Below are 15807 nucleotides of genomic sequence, written 5' to 3'. Positions count from 1 at the left end.
CTCCCGCCCGCCGCTCATTCGTTGGCGCACGCGATCGCGTTGACCGCGGCAGCGGCCATTGCGCTGCCGCCGCGCCGGCCCCGCACCACCAGATATTCCATCCCGCGCGGGTTGGTGATCAGCTCATCTTTGGACTGCGCCGAACCCACGAAACCCACCGGGCCGCCCAGCACCGATACCGGCGCGGGCACCCCCTCGTCGATTAGTTCCAACAGCCGGAACAGCGCAGTAGGGGCGTTACCGATGGCCAGGACCGCACCCGCCATCCGGTCGGCCCACAGTTGCACACCCGCCGCCGATCGGGTGGTGCCGAGTCGGGCAGCCAGGTCAGCCGCCCGCGGGTCGGCGACCAGCGACACCACGTCATTGCCGGCCGGCAGGCGGGCAGCGGTGATCCCGGCAGCCACCATGGACGAATCGCACAGGATCGGGGCTCCAGCGACCAGTGCGGCTTCAGTGGCGGCCACGACGGCGTCGGTGTAGGCCACCTGCTCGGTGAGGTCGACCTGTCCGCAGGTGTGAATCAGCCGGACCACCACCCGCGCGACATCCGCGGGTAATCCGTCCAAGTTCGCCTCGGCGCGGATCGTCGCGAAGGACTGCCGGTAGATCTCGGCGGCGTCGCGGATGTAGTCGAGCACGGCTTTACCCTACGGTTCTCGGGCTTGGGGGGGTTCTCGGGCTTGGGGGGGTTCTCGGGCTTGGTGTTCCCAGCGGTGCGTAGCCGGCGGCGGTCGCCAGCAGCACCGTCCCGGTAGCCGGCCGGCCGCAGGCCCGTTCGCAGCCCACGTAGTGCACCGGGCCGGTCGGCGCGCCGGACTCAGCGGCCTTGCTGGCCTCGGCCCGCACGTCGGCCGCCGATCGTGCGCACCCCGGACTGCCCACGCAGGCGCTGATCTGCAGCCACGGGGAATTCCCGTCGAAGACCAAGCCCAGCGGAGCCAGCACCCGCAGCGAGGCGTCGGCAACCCCCTCATCGAGGTCGCAGATCAGCAGCGAACGCCGGGGTGTGACCACCACCGGGGCGTCGATCGCAGCGACGAAATGGGCCTGTCGCGCGGTCAACACGCCCAAGGGCACAGCAGCGCCGAGGGCCACCCGGTCGCCGGCGCCAAGGGTCTGGGTGATCCAGCCGATCGGAGGCCGGGCCGGTGGGAATCCGCCGCCCGGCGGGGTCGTCGGCGCCAGATCGCCCAGCAGACTTCGGCGATCGGCCAATTCGGCTACCCGCCAGGCTTTTCCACGCAGACGTAGGAACCGTCGAGCTATCGAAATCAGGGCGGTGACGGTATCGGCGGGATCCAACCGGACACCGGTGTCTCGGCCGGCGAGCAGCAGTGCCACACCATCGGGGAGGACGTGGACCCCGGCATCGGCGGCCAAGCCGGAAACGTCGGCGCTGCCGTCATCGAGGCTGAACCAGAACCGGCCCGGCAGCTCGGCCAGTTCCGGGTCGGTCTGGATAGCGACGTCCAGTTCGGCAACCCAGGGACGGACGTCGGCGTGGCCGCCCACCCGGCCCGACAGCGGGGAGGCCACGATGTTGCGGACTCGCTCATGGGTCGGTGACGGCAGCAGGCCGGCGATGTTCACCGCCTCGGCCACCGCCGCCGGTTCGGTGATCCCCCGAACCTGGAGATTGCCCCGGGCGGTCAATTCCAGCGTGCCCGCGCCGAAATCCTCAGCCACCGTGGCGAGGACCCCGAGTTGGGTGGGCTGGAGCATCCCGCCGGGAATTCGGAGCCGGGCCACCGCCCCATCGGCGGCCTGGTGCACCTGCAAAGCGCCCGGGCAGGCGTCATGGTCACGAGTCCGGGTCACCCCTTCACGGTACGACCCGCCGATGCATCGCCCACCGCCGTGCCACCATGGAGTCACCGGGCGAACACCCGGTGGAGAACTCGCCTGATCAGCAGTCGTGATCAGCACGGGGACAGGGGAGGCTACGACGACCAGGACACGCGTCGAGGGCGGCGCCCGGCCGGTGCTGCGGGTGGCGCTCGTGGTCGTGCTGCTGATCGCCGGCGGCGTTGCGCTGCAAGGGCGGATGCCAGGTCCGCGGACAGCGACCGAGGCCTCCGCGGCCGACGATTCCGGCTCGCTGGTCGCAGTGATCGCCATGCTCGGGGTTTCCTTCGTGGTGATGGCGTTTGCGATGTTCGCCCGCCGGCCTCCGACGCCGAAGTACGTCCCCTATGAGATGCCCGACTTCGGCGGCGGTGAACCCGGCCGGATGAATCGGCGGCTGCTGCTGATTGTGTTCGCGGTGGTGGTCCTGTGGCTGGGAATCTTTGTGGCCGCCAGCCAGTTCCGGCTCGAATCGGACTACACCCTGCCGACACCGCCACCGACGTCCACCGTGACTCCCGACAGTGCGTCCCAACCTGCTGCGCAACCACAACCGGAGCGACCACGCAGCGATACCTACCGACTTCTGTTAGGGGCCACCGCGGTCCTGCTGGTGATGATGGTGGTGGCCACCGTGGTCACCGCGCTACGAAACCGATCCACGCTGCCTCCGGTCGCGCTGACCGGCCGCCCCGAGGGCGCCGAATCCCAGGTGCCGGAACCGCTGGCGCTGGCAGCCGAACGCGGACTGGCCGAGGTGGCCAACCCGGCGCTGGAACCGCGGGAGGCCATCATCGCGTGCTACGCAGCGATGGAGCAGGCTCTCGCCGAGGCCCCGGGGGCAGTACCGCAGGCTTCCGACACCCCGTCGGAGGTGCTGGCCAGAGCCGTGGGGAACCGGACGATCAGCACCGCAAGCGCCGCCGCCCTGGTGGACCTCTTCGCCGAGGCCCGATTCAGCCGGCACACCATGACCGAGGACCACCGGGATGAGGCGGAGCAAGCGCTGCGCGCGGTGCTGACCGAGCTGCGTAGCGGGCGGCGCGCGTGAGCAGGCTACTCGCCGGCGGTTTCCTGGCAGTGCTGCTGGCCGAAATCGTGGGCCTGCTGTTGGGCTGGCGTTGGGCGTTGCCGATCGGCGGTGTCGCCCTGGCGGTGTTCGCCCTGCAGGTGACCGGTCGGTTGACGCGCAGTGGCGGCGACCGTGCGGACGCGCCGCCGGTCAACGAGGCCCTGGAATCCCTCCGACGGTGGAAAGCCCAGACCGAGGAATTGATCCACTGGGCCGATGGCACCAGGGGCGACTGGGATCGGCATCTGCGGCCTAAGCTTGCCCGTGACTTCCTAATCGCTACCAAACAGAAGGAGCCCGCCGCGGTGGCCAGCGCCGGGCACCTGGTCTTCGGCGAAGAACTATGGCAATGGGTCGACCCGCACAACGTCTCGGCGGCCCGCCGCAGCGAACCCGGGCCCGGCCGCGGCGCCCTCGACGAGATCCTCCGGCGACTGGAGCAAGCATGACGACATCAGCAACTGAGACCACCGTGCTGTGTGACGCCGTGCTCAACGAAGTGGAACGGGCTGTCGTGGGAAAGCGCGCGGCTCTCACCCTGATCCTCACCACCGTGCTGGCCGGCGGTCATGTGCTCATCGAGGATCTGCCCGGTATGGGCAAGACGTTGATCGCCCGGTCCTTCGCCGCCGCGCTGGGCTTGCGGTTCACCCGGGTGCAATTCACGCCCGACTTGCTGCCCGCCGATCTGCTCGGGTCAATGATCTACGACATGCGCTCGGCTCAATTCGATTTCCGCCGCGGCCCGATTTTCACCAACATGCTGATGGCCGACGAGATCAACCGCACCCCACCCAAGACGCAGGCCGCCCTCCTTGAGGCGATGGCCGAAGGCCAGGTATCCATCGACGGCGAAACACACCGTCTGCCTGAGCCGTTCATCGTCATCGCCACCGACAACCCGATCGAGTTCGAGGGCACCTACCCGCTGCCGGAGGCTCAACTGGACCGGTTCGCGGTCAAGGTGGCGTTGAAATACCTCTCCGAGCAGGACGAGACGTCGATGCTGCGCCGCCGACTGGAGCGCGGTACCGCCGAGGCCACGGTGAGCGAGGTCGTCGACGCCGACCAGTTGCTGGTGATGCAGCAGGCAGTGGAGCAAGTCAGTGTCCACGACGATGTTCTGCGCTATGTGGTCTCACTGGCCGGAGCCACCCGGAGCCACCCGCAGGTGGTGGTGGGCGCCAGTCCCCGTGCCGAATTGGACCTCGTTCAACTGGCCCGCGCCCGAGCGGTTCTCAACGAACGCGACTATGTACTGCCCGAGGACGTCAAAGCACTCGCGGTGCCGGCGTTCGGGCACCGGATCACCTTGCGCCCGGAGATGTGGGTGCGCAGCATGCACGGTTCCGACGTGGTCGAGCAGCTGCTCCAGCGGCTTCCGGTGCCGCGGGCACCCGGCCACGGTTAGGGTCATGGCGGACTTCCGGCAGGTCGAAGTCGAATTAAGTTCGCGCACAACCGAGTTGGCGCGAATGCTGCTGATCTGTGCAGTAGCGGCGCTGGCCGCAGCGCTGATGTCCGGCCGCTGGGCACTGATCGCGTTCGCAGCCCCGCTGCTTGGGGTGCTCTGTTCGGCCGGTTGGCAGCGGCCATTGTCGAGCATGGTGGTTCGGGCCGCCCCGGAGGTGTTGCGTTGTTTCGAAGGTGAGCGCGAGCATCTCGAGGTGGAACTCCGCGCCGCTGCGGACGCCGGGTCGGCCTCGCTGGAGGTGACGGCACCGGACGGGATGGGCGTCGAACTGCTCGAGTCCGGCGACCTGCATCGGCAGGCGATCGCGGTATCCGCCGACCGGTGGGGACGTTTTCCGCTACGGGCCCGGGTGGACGTCGTCGCTCCCGGCGGCCTGCTGGCTGCATCCGGATCCGCCGAAATCAGTGAGGTCTTCGTCTTCCCTCTCATCCCGCCGCCGTCGACGGCGATGCCTCGTACCGAGATGCTCGACCGCATCGGCACCCACCTGACGCGCCATGTCGGGCCCGGCGTCGAGTACGCCGACATCCGTCCCTACGTCCCTGGCGACCAGCTACGCACGGTGAACTGGCCGGTCAGCGCCCGGCGCGGCACTCTGCACGTCACCCAGCGGCTCACCGACCGATCCGTGGACGTCGTGGTTCTGGTCGACATGAGCGCCCAACCGCCCGGTCCGGCCACCGTCGCCACCCAGCGGGCCGTCGAGGGTGCGCTGCAGGTGGTGCAGTCGGCGTTGCGCAGCGGCGACCGGGTGGGAGTGGTCGGCCTGGGCGGGCCGCGGCCGCGCTGGCTGGGTCCCGATATCGGGCAGCGGCAGTTTTACCGTGTGCTCGACACCGCGCTGGGGGCGGGTGGCGGCCACCGCGACATGTCAGGCACCCTGGCACCCCGGGCGGCAGTACCACCCGGAGCCGTGGTCATCGCCTTCTCCACGCTGCTGGAAGCCGACTTCGGTCTGGCGATGATGGACCTTTCCCGGCGCGGACATGTGGTCGTGGCGGTCGATGTGTTGGAGGGCTGTCCGCTGGGCGACGACGAGGAGCCCATCGTGGCCCGTATGTGGGCACTGCAGCGCTCGGCGATGTACCGGGATATGCGGATGGTGGGGGTGGAGGTGCTGTCCTGGCCATCGGAGGTGACCCTGGACGTCGCGATGCGGCTGCTGCCCATGGCCAAGGTCGGATCCCATCGGCGGCGTCGATGAACCGGCAGCCCGCCACCCCGCTGTTGACCCGGCTGTTCTCTACCGCCTTCGGTGTGTTGATGGTGGCCGCGGGGGTGCGGCCGATCGGCCCCTGGGGTCTGGCGGCGATGGCGCTCGCAGTCGCGGCGCTGGTGGCGGCTCTGTTCTTTCGCCCCGCCTCGATCCTGGCGGTGCTGCTGACGGTTGCCGGAATGGCGCTGGGAGCCCCGATTCCGGTGCTGGCTGCGGTGTCTGGGCTGTCGGCGGCGGCTTATCTGGTGTCTCGATACGCCGAGCGTGCCGTGACGCTGACGGTCCCGACCGTCCTCGGGATGCTGGGGTTCACCGCGGCCGGGGTTCTCGCCACTTCCGTGGGGCTGCAGCTGACCTGGGCGCCGCTGGTGGCGCCGGCGATCATGGCGGGAATCCTGATCGTGGTCGTCGCGCCACTGTTCGCCGAGCGACTGATTGGCCCCACTCCCGACCACCAACCACCGGATTAGGTACGAATAACAGGTGCCCTCAGCGTCGTCGCGACCCACCGTCCTGCTTCTGTCCACTTCGGACACCGACCTCATAACTGCGCGTTCCAGCGGCGCGGAGTTCAGGCCGGCCAATCCGGCGCGCCTGATTGACGGCGAACTGCCCGAACTGCTCGGTAGCGCCGACCTGGTGGTGGTGCGACTGCTCGGGGGATACCGCGCCTGGCCAGACGGGCTTGACGCCATCGCCGCCAGCGGGCTGCCGCTGATCGTGGTCAGCGGCGAACAGGCCCCTGATGCGGAATTGATGCAGTGCTCCACGGTGCCTGCCGGTATCGCCGTGCAGGCTCACACCTACCTGGCGCAGGGTGGCGTCGAGAATCTGCGGCAGTTGCACGCCTTCCTCAGCGACACCGTGCTGATGACCGGTTTCGGCTTCGAGCCGCCGGCGACCACTCCGACATGGGGTCTGATGCAGCGTCGCTGCTCCATGGGGGCCGGGTGTCCCTCGCGCACTCCGTGTTTCCCGGCGGAGTCGATGGTTCGGCCGGACCATGCCGCCCCGACCATCGCCGTCCTCTACTACCGCGCGCAGCAGCTTGCCGGCAACACCGCTTATGTCGAGGCACTGTGCTGTGCGATCGAACGCGCCGGCGGACGGCCGCTGCCGGTTTTCTGCACCTCGCTGCGTAATCCCGCGGCCGAACTGCTGGAGCTCCTCACCGGCGCTGACGCCATGGTTGTCACCGTGCTTGCCGCTGGCGGGGCCACCCCTGCCGCAGTGGGCGCTGGCGGCGACGACGACAGCTGGGACGTCAAACACCTTGCAGCCCTCGATATTCCAATCTTGCAGGGTCTGTGCCTGACCAGTTCCCGGGACCGCTGGTCGGCCAACGACGACGGTCTGAGTCCCCTGGACGTCGCCACCCAGGTTGCTGTTCCGGAGTTCGACGGCCGCATCATCACAGTCCCGTTCTCGTTCAAGGAGATTGACTCCGAGGGCCTGATCGCCTACGTTCCAGACCCGGAACGTTGCGCCAGGGTGGCGGCTCTGGCAGTCAATCACGCCCGCCTGCGTCGGGTTCCCCCCGCCGAAAAGCGCCTCGCCTTGGTGTTCTCGGCCTATCCCACTAAACACTCCCGGATCGGTAACGCCGTCGGCCTGGATACCCCGGCCAGCGCTATTGCGCTGCTGAAGGCCCTGCGACGCAACGGCTACGACATCGGTGAGGTTCCCGGCCTTGACGCCTCCGATGGTGATGCCCTCATGCATGCGCTGATCGAATGCGGCGGTCAGGACCCGGACTGGCTAACCGACGGGCAGTTGGCCGAAAACCCGATCCGCATCCCGGCAGCGCGTTACCGGGAATGGTTTGCCGAACTGCCGACCGAACTCGCTGAGGCGATGGTCACCCACTGGGGTCCACCGCCGGGGGAGTTGTTCGTGGACCGCAGCTCGGTCGATCAGAACAGGGATCCGGACGGCGACATCGTCGTCGCAGCAATGCAATCCGGGAACTTGGTGATCGTCGTTCAGCCGCCCCGCGGGTTTGGCGCGAATCCAGTGGCGATCTATCATGACCCCGATCTGCCGCCCAGTCATCATTATCTGGCCACCTACCTGTGGCTGCGGCATGAGTTCGGCGCACACGCCGCCATCCACTTGGGCAAACACGGCAACCTGGAATGGCTGCCGGGTAAGACGCTGGGGATGTCGGCGGACTGCGCCCCCGATGCCGCGTTAGGGGATCTTCCGCTGATCTACCCGTTCCTGGTCAACGACCCGGGCGAGGGAACCCAGGCCAAACGTCGCGCGCATGCCACCCTGGTCGACCACTTGATCCCCCCGATGGCACGGGCTGAGAGCTACGGGGACGTCGCCCGACTGGAGCAGTTGCTCGACGAACATGCCAATGTGGCGACGCTGGATCCCGCGAAGCTCCCTGCGGTCCGCCAGCAGATCTGGACCCTGATGCGGGCAGCCAAGATGGACCATGATCTCGGTCTTGCCCAACGCCCCGAAGATGACCACTTCGACGACATGTTGATGGGCGTTGACGGCTGGCTGTGCGAGATCAAGGACGTCCAGATCCGCGACGGCCTGCATATTCTGGGCGCCGCGCCGGTCGGGGAGTCCGAACTGGATCTCGTCCTTGCGATCCTGCGGGCCCGCCAACTGTTCGCCGGGGAGCAGCACCTGCCCGGTCTGCGTCAGGCGCTCGGCCTGACCGAGGACGGCAGTGATGAGCGGACCGCCGTCGATGCCGCCGAGCATCGTGCCCGTGACTTGCTGGCAGCCCTGCAGTCGACCGGGTGGAATCCCGACCGGGTGGATGAGCTCACTGAGGAGCCGGCGATCGCGCGGATCCTGCGGTTCGCCGCGAAGGAGGTGGTGCCGCGGTTGGCCGGTACAGCACGTGAGATCGACCAGGTACTGGCGGCCCTTGACGGGCGCTACATAGCGGCCGGCCCGTCGGGTTCGCCGCTGCGCGGGCTGATCAACGTGCTTCCCACCGGACGTAATTTCTACTCCGTCGATCCCAAGGCCATGCCGTCAAGGCTGGCCTGGGAAACCGGCGTGGCCATGGCTGATTCGCTGCTGCAGCGCTACCGCGCAGACTACGGCCAGTGGCCCCGGTCGGTGGGACTGTCGGCGTGGGGCACCTCGGCGATGCGGACCTCCGGTGACGACATCGCCGAGGTGTTCGCGCTGCTGGGCGTGCGGCCGGTGTGGGACGACGCCTCCCGGCGGGTGGTCGATCTCGAGGTGATCCCGCTGGCTGAACTCGGCCGGCCACGTATCGACGTCACCGTGCGGATCTCTGGGTTCTTCCGTGACGCGTTTCCGCACGTCGTTGTCATGCTGGATGACGCTGTGCGGATGGTGGCGGCCCTGGACGAACCCGACGACCAGAACTATGTCCGCGCCCACGTTCAGGCCGATCTGGCCGAGACCGGGGACGAACGTCGCGCCACAACAAGGATTTTCGGATCAAAGCCGGGCACTTACGGTGCGGGCCTGTTGCAACTGATCGACAGCCGTAATTGGCGAGACGACGCCGACTTGGCCGAGGTCTACACCGCTTGGGGCGGATTCGCTTACGGGCGCGGGCTCGACGGCCGACCTGCCGCCGATGACATGCGCAGCCAGTACCGGCGAATTATGGTTGCCGCCAAAAACACGGACTGCCGCGAACACGATATTGCCGACTCAGACGACTATTTCCAGTACCACGGCGGCATGGTCGCCACGGTTCGCGCGCTCACCGGTCAGGCGCCGGCCGCCTATATCGGTGACAACACCAGGCCGGAATCGGTGCGCACCCGCACCCTGAATGAGGAGACCACCCGGGTGTTCCGGTCCCGCGTGGTCAACCCGCGCTGGATGGCCGCCATGCGGCGGCACGGCTACAAAGGCGCCTTCGAGATGGCGGCCACGGTGGACTACCTGTTCGGCTATGACGCCACCGCCCAGGTGATGGCGGACTGGATGTATGAGGAACTCACCGCGCAGTACGTGCTGGATCCGCAGAACCGCAAGTTCCTCGGGGAGTCAAACCCTTGGGCGTTGCACGGCATGGCGGAACGACTCCTGGAGGCGGCCGGCCGAGGCATGTGGCGCAACCCTGAGTCCACCACCCTGGACGCGCTTGCGCAGGTGCTGTTGGAAACCGAAGGTGACTTGGAGTCGCGGGGCTGACTTGCGCACCGCGCGTAGGGTGTGGGGTCATGGCTGCCACTTTCGACGACGTGTCCAAAGCCCAGTACGTACTGCTGACCACCTTCACCAAGGACGGCCGCCCAAAGCCGACGCCCATCTGGATCGCCCGGGACGGCGACCGCGCCCTGGTGATCACCGAGAAGAACGCGTGGAAGGTCAAGCGGATCCGCAACACCCCGCGCGTCACCCTGGCGGTGTGTGACATGCGCGGAAAAGTCAAGGGTGAGCCGGTTGAGGCCGTCGCGACCGTCCTCGATGACTCTGAGACCAACGATGTCTACCGGGCGATCACCAAGCGTTACGGGATCGTCGGCCGGGTGTTCACGATCTTCTCCAAACTTCGGGGCGGGGCAGGCCGGACCGTCGGCCTGGAGATCCGTCCGGCCTGATCGGAGAATTTGCCAGAAAGCGTGTCCTGCGTGTCTTTAGGCGATGCGGGCTATACGGTGGTGAACGCTCTGGGATCAAACCCACGGTAAGTCCCGGGTGCTTCGGCGGCAAGCGGTAAGTTTGCTCGTAGGCCAACATCGGGGGCCGACATCGAGAACAGGAGGGCCACCATGACCGAACCTCGTGAGCCTGAGTCATCCGCCGGAGGGGAAATCCCTCGCGCGGGGATGTCGAGGCGGAAAGTCCTGGGTGGTCTGGCTGCCGGCGCGGGTGTCGCTGCAGCGGGTGCGTTGGCTGCGGGATGTTCCAAGGAGGGCGACGGGGGTCTCGCCGGTGGTGGTGGTGGTGACGGGCCGCCGGGGTTCGGCACCGGGATCAATGAGGGCTTCGACGGCACGATCGAGTTGGATGTCCGGGATTCGGTCGCCGACTGGAAACCGTTCGAGTTGAAGAAGGCGCCCGAGGGTGCGCCGAACATTCTGGTGATTCTCTACGACGACACCGGGTTGGCGGCGTGGTCGCCGTACGGTGGGCGGATCAACATGCCGGTGATGCAGAAATTGGCCGACACCGGGGTGATGTACACCCAGTGGCATACCACCGCGCTGTGCTCGCCGACCCGATCGTGTTTCCTGACCGGCCGCAGTCAACATGTGAATCGTTCAGGTTCAATCACCGAGGGCTCGAACGGGTTTCCGGGCATGGCGGCCCGGTTGCCGGCGCAGTGCGCCACGGTGGGGCAGGTTTTGCAGGACAACGGCTACAGCACCTTCTGGTTGGGCAAGAACCACAACGTGCCCGAGGAGGATGTCTCCAGTGGCGGCAGCAAGTCGGAGTGGCCGCTGCAGAAGGGTTTTGACCGGTTTTACGGTTTCATCGGTGGGGAGACCAACCAGTGGTTTCCCGACTTGGTCGAGGACAATCGGTTCATCGAACAGGCATATGGGCCCGAGGAGGGCTATCACCTGTCGAAAGATCTTGCCGATAACGCGATCCGGATGCTGCGGGATCAGAAGTCGTCCAACCCGTCTAAGCCGTGGTACATGTGGTTCTGCCCGGGGGCCAACCACGCGCCACATCATGCGCCGCAGGACTACATCGACAAGTACAAGGGCAAGTTCGACGACGGGTATGAGGCCTACCGGGAGTGGGTGTTGCCCCGGATGGTCGCCAAGGGCATCTTCCCGGAGGGCACCAAGATGACTCCGATCAATCCGCTGCCCGAGGACGTCGCCGCCGCCAATGATGCGGTGCGGCCGTGGGATTCGCTCAACGCCGATGAGAAGAAGCTGTTCTCCCGCATGGCTGAGGTGTATGCCGGGTTCTCCGAATACACCGATGCCCAGGTGGGGCGCATCATCGACTATCTGGAGCAGACCGGGCAGTTGGAGAACACGATCGTGTTCTACTGTGCGGACAACGGGGCCTCGGGGGAGGGGTCGCCGAACGGGTCGGTCAATGAGAACAAGTTCTTCAACGGTTATCCCGATGAGCTGTCCGAGAACATGAAGTATCTCGCCACCCTGGGCGGCCCGGACACCTACAACCACTATCCGACCGGGTGGGCGACGGCGTTCTCGACGCCGTTTCAGATGTTCAAGCGCTATGCCCAGTTCGCCGGCGGCACGTGCGATCCGATGGTGATCTCCTGGCCCAAGGGCATCAAGGCCCGCGGCGAGGTGCGCGATCAGTATCACCACGCCACCGATGTGGCGGCGACGGTTCTCGATGTCGCGGGCTTGGAGATGCCCGGGGAGTACAAGGGCATCAAGCAGTATCCGCTCAACGGGGTGTCGATGCGTTACAGCTTCGACGCTAAGGACGCCCCGACCACCCGCAAGCGGCAGTACTACGCGATGCTGGGCACCCGCGGGATCTGGCAGGACGGCTGGAAAGCCGCGGCGTTGCATGCGCCGCTGAGCAACAAGGGCAACTTCGATCAGGACCGCTGGGAGCTCTACCACGTCGCCGAGGACCGTTCGGAGTCGACCAACGTAGCCGAGCAGAACCCCGACAAGCTCAAGGAGCTCATCGACGCCTGGTTCGAGGAGGCCAAGAACAACTTCGTGCTGCCACTGGACGACCGCTCAGCCGTCGAGCAGGCCGGGACTCCGCGCCCGCAATCGGAGCCGCCGCGGGACCGCTACGTCTACTATCCCGATACCGCGCCGGTGCCCGAGGGTGTGGCGGTCAGCGTGCGGGGCCGATCTTACAAGATCGTGGCCAATGTCGACGTCAAGCCGGAGGCGCAGGGGGTGATCTTCGCACACGGGTCGCGCTTCGGCGGGCACACAATGTTCCTCAGGGACGGCCGGTTGCATTATGTGTACAACTTCCTGGGGATCAAGCCAGAGCAGGATTTCGTCTCCCCGCCGTTGACCCCGGGCAAGCATTCGCTGGGCATGGAGTTCAAGCGGGAGCGGGCCGGGGAGTACGGCGAGTCGCTGGGCACCACCGTGTTGTACGTCGACGGCAAAGAGGTGGCCAAGGGCCCGATGCGCGCCCAGATCGGCAAGTTCACCTTAGCCGGGGACGGTCTGTGTGTCGGCTATGACAGCGGTGACAACGTCTCCGAGCAGTACAAGAACCCCGGCACGTTCACCGGCGGCACCATCCAGGGGGTCGCTTTCGACGTCAGCGACAAGGCTTACGTCGACCTGCAACGCGACGCCGAAGCGGCCTTCGCCACCGACTGATGCCGTGCGTTCTGACACCCGGCGTTACTCAACCGTGAGGTGCGGTTGGAACGCGCTGGCATCCCCAGTCGTTGCTCTGTCATGAGGCGACTGTTCGTACGCTACGCAGCCCTTTACGCCCTGGTCGAACTGGCGGTATTCGCCCTGCTGGTCTGGGGAGTCGGGCTGGGTTGGGCGCTGGTGGTGGTGGCCGCCACGTTCGCGGTCGGTGTGTTGCTGGCGGCTTCCCAACTGAAGGGCCAGGTGGCTGCGGTGCGCCGGGCTCGGCGCAACCCGCATGGGGCCGTCACCGACGGTGTTCTCGTTGGGTTCGGGTCTGCCCTGGTGTTGCTGCCGGGCGTCGTCAGCACCGCCGTCGGTTCGCTGATGCTGGCGCCGCCAACCCGCAGCGTGATGCGGCCGCTGGCCACGACGATGCTCACCCGCGGCGTCGCGCGCCGGGTGGGTGCGGTCAATGTCGACCAGTTCCTCGGTCCGATCATCGGACCTCAACCCGGACGTGGCGACTACATCGACGGCGAGGTCATCGACGACTCTGAACAGTCCCACCGGCCGCGGCCGCGGACGCCGATCGCCCGCGGCGGCGACCTCTAGTTCGACCTCTAGCGCCGATCCATCACACTGCACGGCACACTGGTCGAGGTGATGACCCGGTGACCACGCTGCTCCGAAATGGGCGCGTGCACAGCCCCTCCCATCCCGACGCCACCGCCATCGCGGTTCATGACGACGTCGTCGCCTGGTTGGGCAGCGACGACGTCGGACTGCAGCGCTTTCCCGATGCCGAAACCATCGACCTTGCAGGAGCCTTCGTCGCCCCAGCGTTTGTCGACAGCCACGTACACCTGACCGCCACGGGTCTGCAACTGACGGGCTTAGATCTCGCTGAGGCTGCGGGCCCCGAACACCTCCTACGCCTCCTCGGCGAGTATGTGGCCGCCCACCCCGGGCAGCCGGTGTGGGGCCACGGCTGGGACGACACCCAGTGGGCGTGGACCCCCACCACCGATGACGTCGACGCCGCCGTCGGTGCGTTGCCGGCCTATCTCGCCCGAGTCGACGTGCATTCGACGTTGGCATCCACCGGCCTGCGCCAATTGGTCCCCGGCCTGCCCGCCGTCACCGGCTACGACCCGCAGCGCCCGTTATCGGCCGAAGCTCACCACCTCGTCCGCACCGAAGCCCGTCGGCTGCTCACCTGGCAGCAGCGCGACGGTGCCCGCCGGGCCGCCCTGGATGCGGCCGCCGCTGCCGGAATCGTCGCGGTACACGAGTGTGCAGGCCCGCAGATCGGCGGTGCCGAGGACTGGCAGGAACTCCGTGACCTCGACCACGGCGTCCAGGTCGTCGGGTACTGGGGTGAGGCGGTGTCCACCGCAGCACAGGCTCGAGCGCTGATCGACACCACCGGCGCCCGCGGTCTGGCCGGTGATCTGTTCGTCGACGGTGCGCTGGGATCGCGCACCGCGTGGCTCACCGAGCCCTACACCGACGACGGCTCCTGCACCGGCACCTGCCATCTGGACCAGCAAGCGGCCACCGAACATCTCACCGCCTGCACCGAAGCCGGCATCACCGCTGGTTTCCACGTCATCGGAGACGCCGCGGTGGGCGCCGTCGTAGATGCACTTGAACACGTCGCGGGCCGGTTCGGCGCCGCTGCGATCGCCCGGTGCGGACACCGACTTGAGCACCTCGAAATGGTGTCGGCCGATCAGGCCGCCAAGCTGGGCGAGTGGGGGGTCATCGCCAGCATGCAGCCCGGCTTCGACGCCCGCTGGGGTGGCCCGGACGGTATGTACGCCCGCCGGTTGGGGCCCGGCCGCGCCGCCCGGCTCAACCCGTTTGCGTTGTTAGCATCGGCAGGCGTGCCTCTGGCTTTCGGCTCGGATACCCCCGTGACCGCGATAGATCCGTGGTCGTGGGTGCGCGCGGCCAGCCATCACCACACCGCCGGCAGTGCGATCTCGGTCCGGGCCGCGTTCGCCGCCGCCACCCGCGGGGCATGGCGCGCCGCCGGTGTCCGCGACGGCATCACCGGCACGCTGGTCCCCGGGGCTCCCGCCTCCTACGCGGTCTGGGAGACCGGGGATCTCCACGTCAGCGTCCCCGCTGACTCCGTGCAGCGCTGGTCCACCGATCCCCGGTCCGGGGTTCCGGCGCTGCCGACCCTGGACCCGTCCGGACCGCTGCCGCGTTGCGTGCAGACCGTACACCGGGGCGTTGTGCTGTATGGCTGACCGCGCCGACCTGTTCACCCGGCTGACACGGCTCTCCGCGAGCGTGCTGGCCGGCCTGTTGATGGTGGTGAGCTTTCCGCCGGTCGGCTGGTGGTGGTCGGCCGTGCTGTCGATGGCCCTGCTGACCTGGGTGCTGGTGGCGAAACCCACCACCCTGGCTGGCGGGCTCGGGTACGGCTTGCTGTTCGGTCTGGCTTTCTACCTGCCGCTCCTGCCGTGGATCAGCGGCCTGGTCGGGGCGGTACCGTGGCTGGCGCTCGCCGCGATGGAGGCGTTGTTCCCCGCCGTGTACGGCATGTTCGCGGTGGTCGTGGCCCGACTGCCGGGCTGGCCGTTGTGGCTGGCTTGTCTGTGGTCGATGCAGGAGTGGTTGAAGTCCAGCATTCCTTTCGGCGGATTCCCCTGGGGAGTAACGGCTTTCGGTCAGACTGGCGGGCCATTTCTGGTTCTGGCGCAGTGGGGTGGCGCCCCCTTGGTGTCATTTGCGGTCGCCGTGACCGGTAGCTCGCTGTGCGCGTTGGTGATCGGGATTCACGCTAACCGGCGCAGCGGCATGGCGGGTGACCCGCGCACGCTCGTGACGTCCGGGGCGTGCATCTGCGCGGTGCTCCTTGCGACGGCCGTTGCCGCGCCCGGAGTCCGCCGCGCGGCCACCGCCGCTGACGAGCCCACGGTGGTGATCGCGGCCGTGCAGGGCAACG

General features: G+C 67.5%; 12 protein-coding genes and 1 pseudogene. 11 read left to right on the top strand and 2 right to left on the bottom strand.

All coding sequences use genetic code 11. The features are described from left to right. Positions 1-14 precede the first annotated feature (14 nt). Positions 15-641 carry a precorrin-8X methylmutase gene (locus ADBZ5N_RS01120; RefSeq protein WP_526255645.1) on the bottom strand — a complete coding sequence of 209 codons (627 nt, stop codon included), beginning with the start codon at positions 639-641 and terminating at the stop codon, positions 15-17. A gap of 4 nt (positions 642-645) precedes the next feature. Then, the gene (gene cobG, locus ADBZ5N_RS01115) at positions 646-1821 is read right to left on the bottom strand and encodes a precorrin-3B synthase (protein ID WP_526255644.1); all 1176 of its coding nucleotides are present in this window, start codon (positions 1819-1821) and stop codon (positions 646-648) included. Between the two features lie 97 nt (positions 1822-1918). Between cobG and ADBZ5N_RS01110 the strand changes: the two genes are divergently transcribed. From ADBZ5N_RS01110 to ADBZ5N_RS01060, 11 genes and pseudogenes are all read left to right on the top strand, one after another. Further along, a complete protein-coding gene (locus tag ADBZ5N_RS01110; RefSeq protein ID WP_526255643.1) occupies positions 1919-2899 on the top strand; it encodes a DUF4129 domain-containing protein in 981 nt (326 codons plus the stop codon). Then, positions 2896-3369 (top strand): hypothetical protein, encoded by a 474-nt coding sequence (locus ADBZ5N_RS01105; RefSeq protein WP_526255642.1) that lies wholly within the window; start codon positions 2896-2898, stop codon positions 3367-3369. The genes ADBZ5N_RS01110 and ADBZ5N_RS01105 overlap by 4 nt, the downstream gene beginning before the upstream one ends. Then, on the top strand, positions 3366-4331 hold the full coding sequence (locus ADBZ5N_RS01100; protein WP_526255641.1) for an AAA family ATPase: 966 nt from the start codon (positions 3366-3368) through the stop codon (positions 4329-4331). The genes ADBZ5N_RS01105 and ADBZ5N_RS01100 overlap by 4 nt, the downstream gene beginning before the upstream one ends. Before the next feature lie 4 nt (positions 4332-4335). Further along, the gene (locus tag ADBZ5N_RS01095; protein ID WP_526255640.1) at positions 4336-5598 is read left to right on the top strand and encodes a DUF58 domain-containing protein; all 1263 of its coding nucleotides are present in this window, start codon (positions 4336-4338) and stop codon (positions 5596-5598) included. Further along, on the top strand, positions 5595-6080 hold the full coding sequence (locus ADBZ5N_RS01090; protein WP_526255639.1) for a hypothetical protein: 486 nt from the start codon (positions 5595-5597) through the stop codon (positions 6078-6080). Before ADBZ5N_RS01095 ends, ADBZ5N_RS01090 begins: the two co-directional genes overlap by 4 nt. Positions 6081-6093: 13 nt before the next feature. Then, positions 6094-9759, top strand: coding sequence for a cobaltochelatase subunit CobN (gene cobN, locus ADBZ5N_RS01085; RefSeq protein ID WP_526255638.1), 3666 nt, complete (start codon positions 6094-6096; stop codon positions 9757-9759). A gap of 29 nt (positions 9760-9788) precedes the next feature. Next, positions 9789-10169 carry a PPOX class F420-dependent oxidoreductase gene (locus tag ADBZ5N_RS01080; RefSeq protein WP_526255637.1) on the top strand — a complete coding sequence of 127 codons (381 nt, stop codon included), beginning with the start codon at positions 9789-9791 and terminating at the stop codon, positions 10167-10169. A gap of 171 nt (positions 10170-10340) precedes the next feature. Continuing rightward, positions 10341-12866, top strand: a complete 2526-nt coding sequence (locus tag ADBZ5N_RS01075) for an arylsulfatase (RefSeq protein ID WP_526255636.1) — start codon at positions 10341-10343, stop codon at positions 12864-12866. An 81-nt stretch (positions 12867-12947) separates the two neighbouring features. After that, a complete protein-coding gene (locus ADBZ5N_RS01070) occupies positions 12948-13460 on the top strand; it encodes an FxsA family protein (RefSeq protein ID WP_526255635.1) in 513 nt (170 codons plus the stop codon). Between the two features lie 59 nt (positions 13461-13519). Next, entirely contained in the window at positions 13520-15106 is a 1587-nt protein-coding gene (locus ADBZ5N_RS01065) for an amidohydrolase (protein WP_526255634.1), read from the top strand. After that, positions 15099-15807: pseudogene (locus ADBZ5N_RS01060) on the top strand (apolipoprotein N-acyltransferase); the annotation flags it as partial. The gene ADBZ5N_RS01065 and the pseudogene ADBZ5N_RS01060, both read left to right, overlap by 8 nt.

Source organism: Mycobacterium sp., assembly GCF_044370595.1.
GTDB lineage: Bacteria > Actinomycetota > Actinomycetes > Mycobacteriales > Mycobacteriaceae > Mycobacterium.
This window is presented reverse-complemented; position numbering and strand designations above follow the sequence as displayed.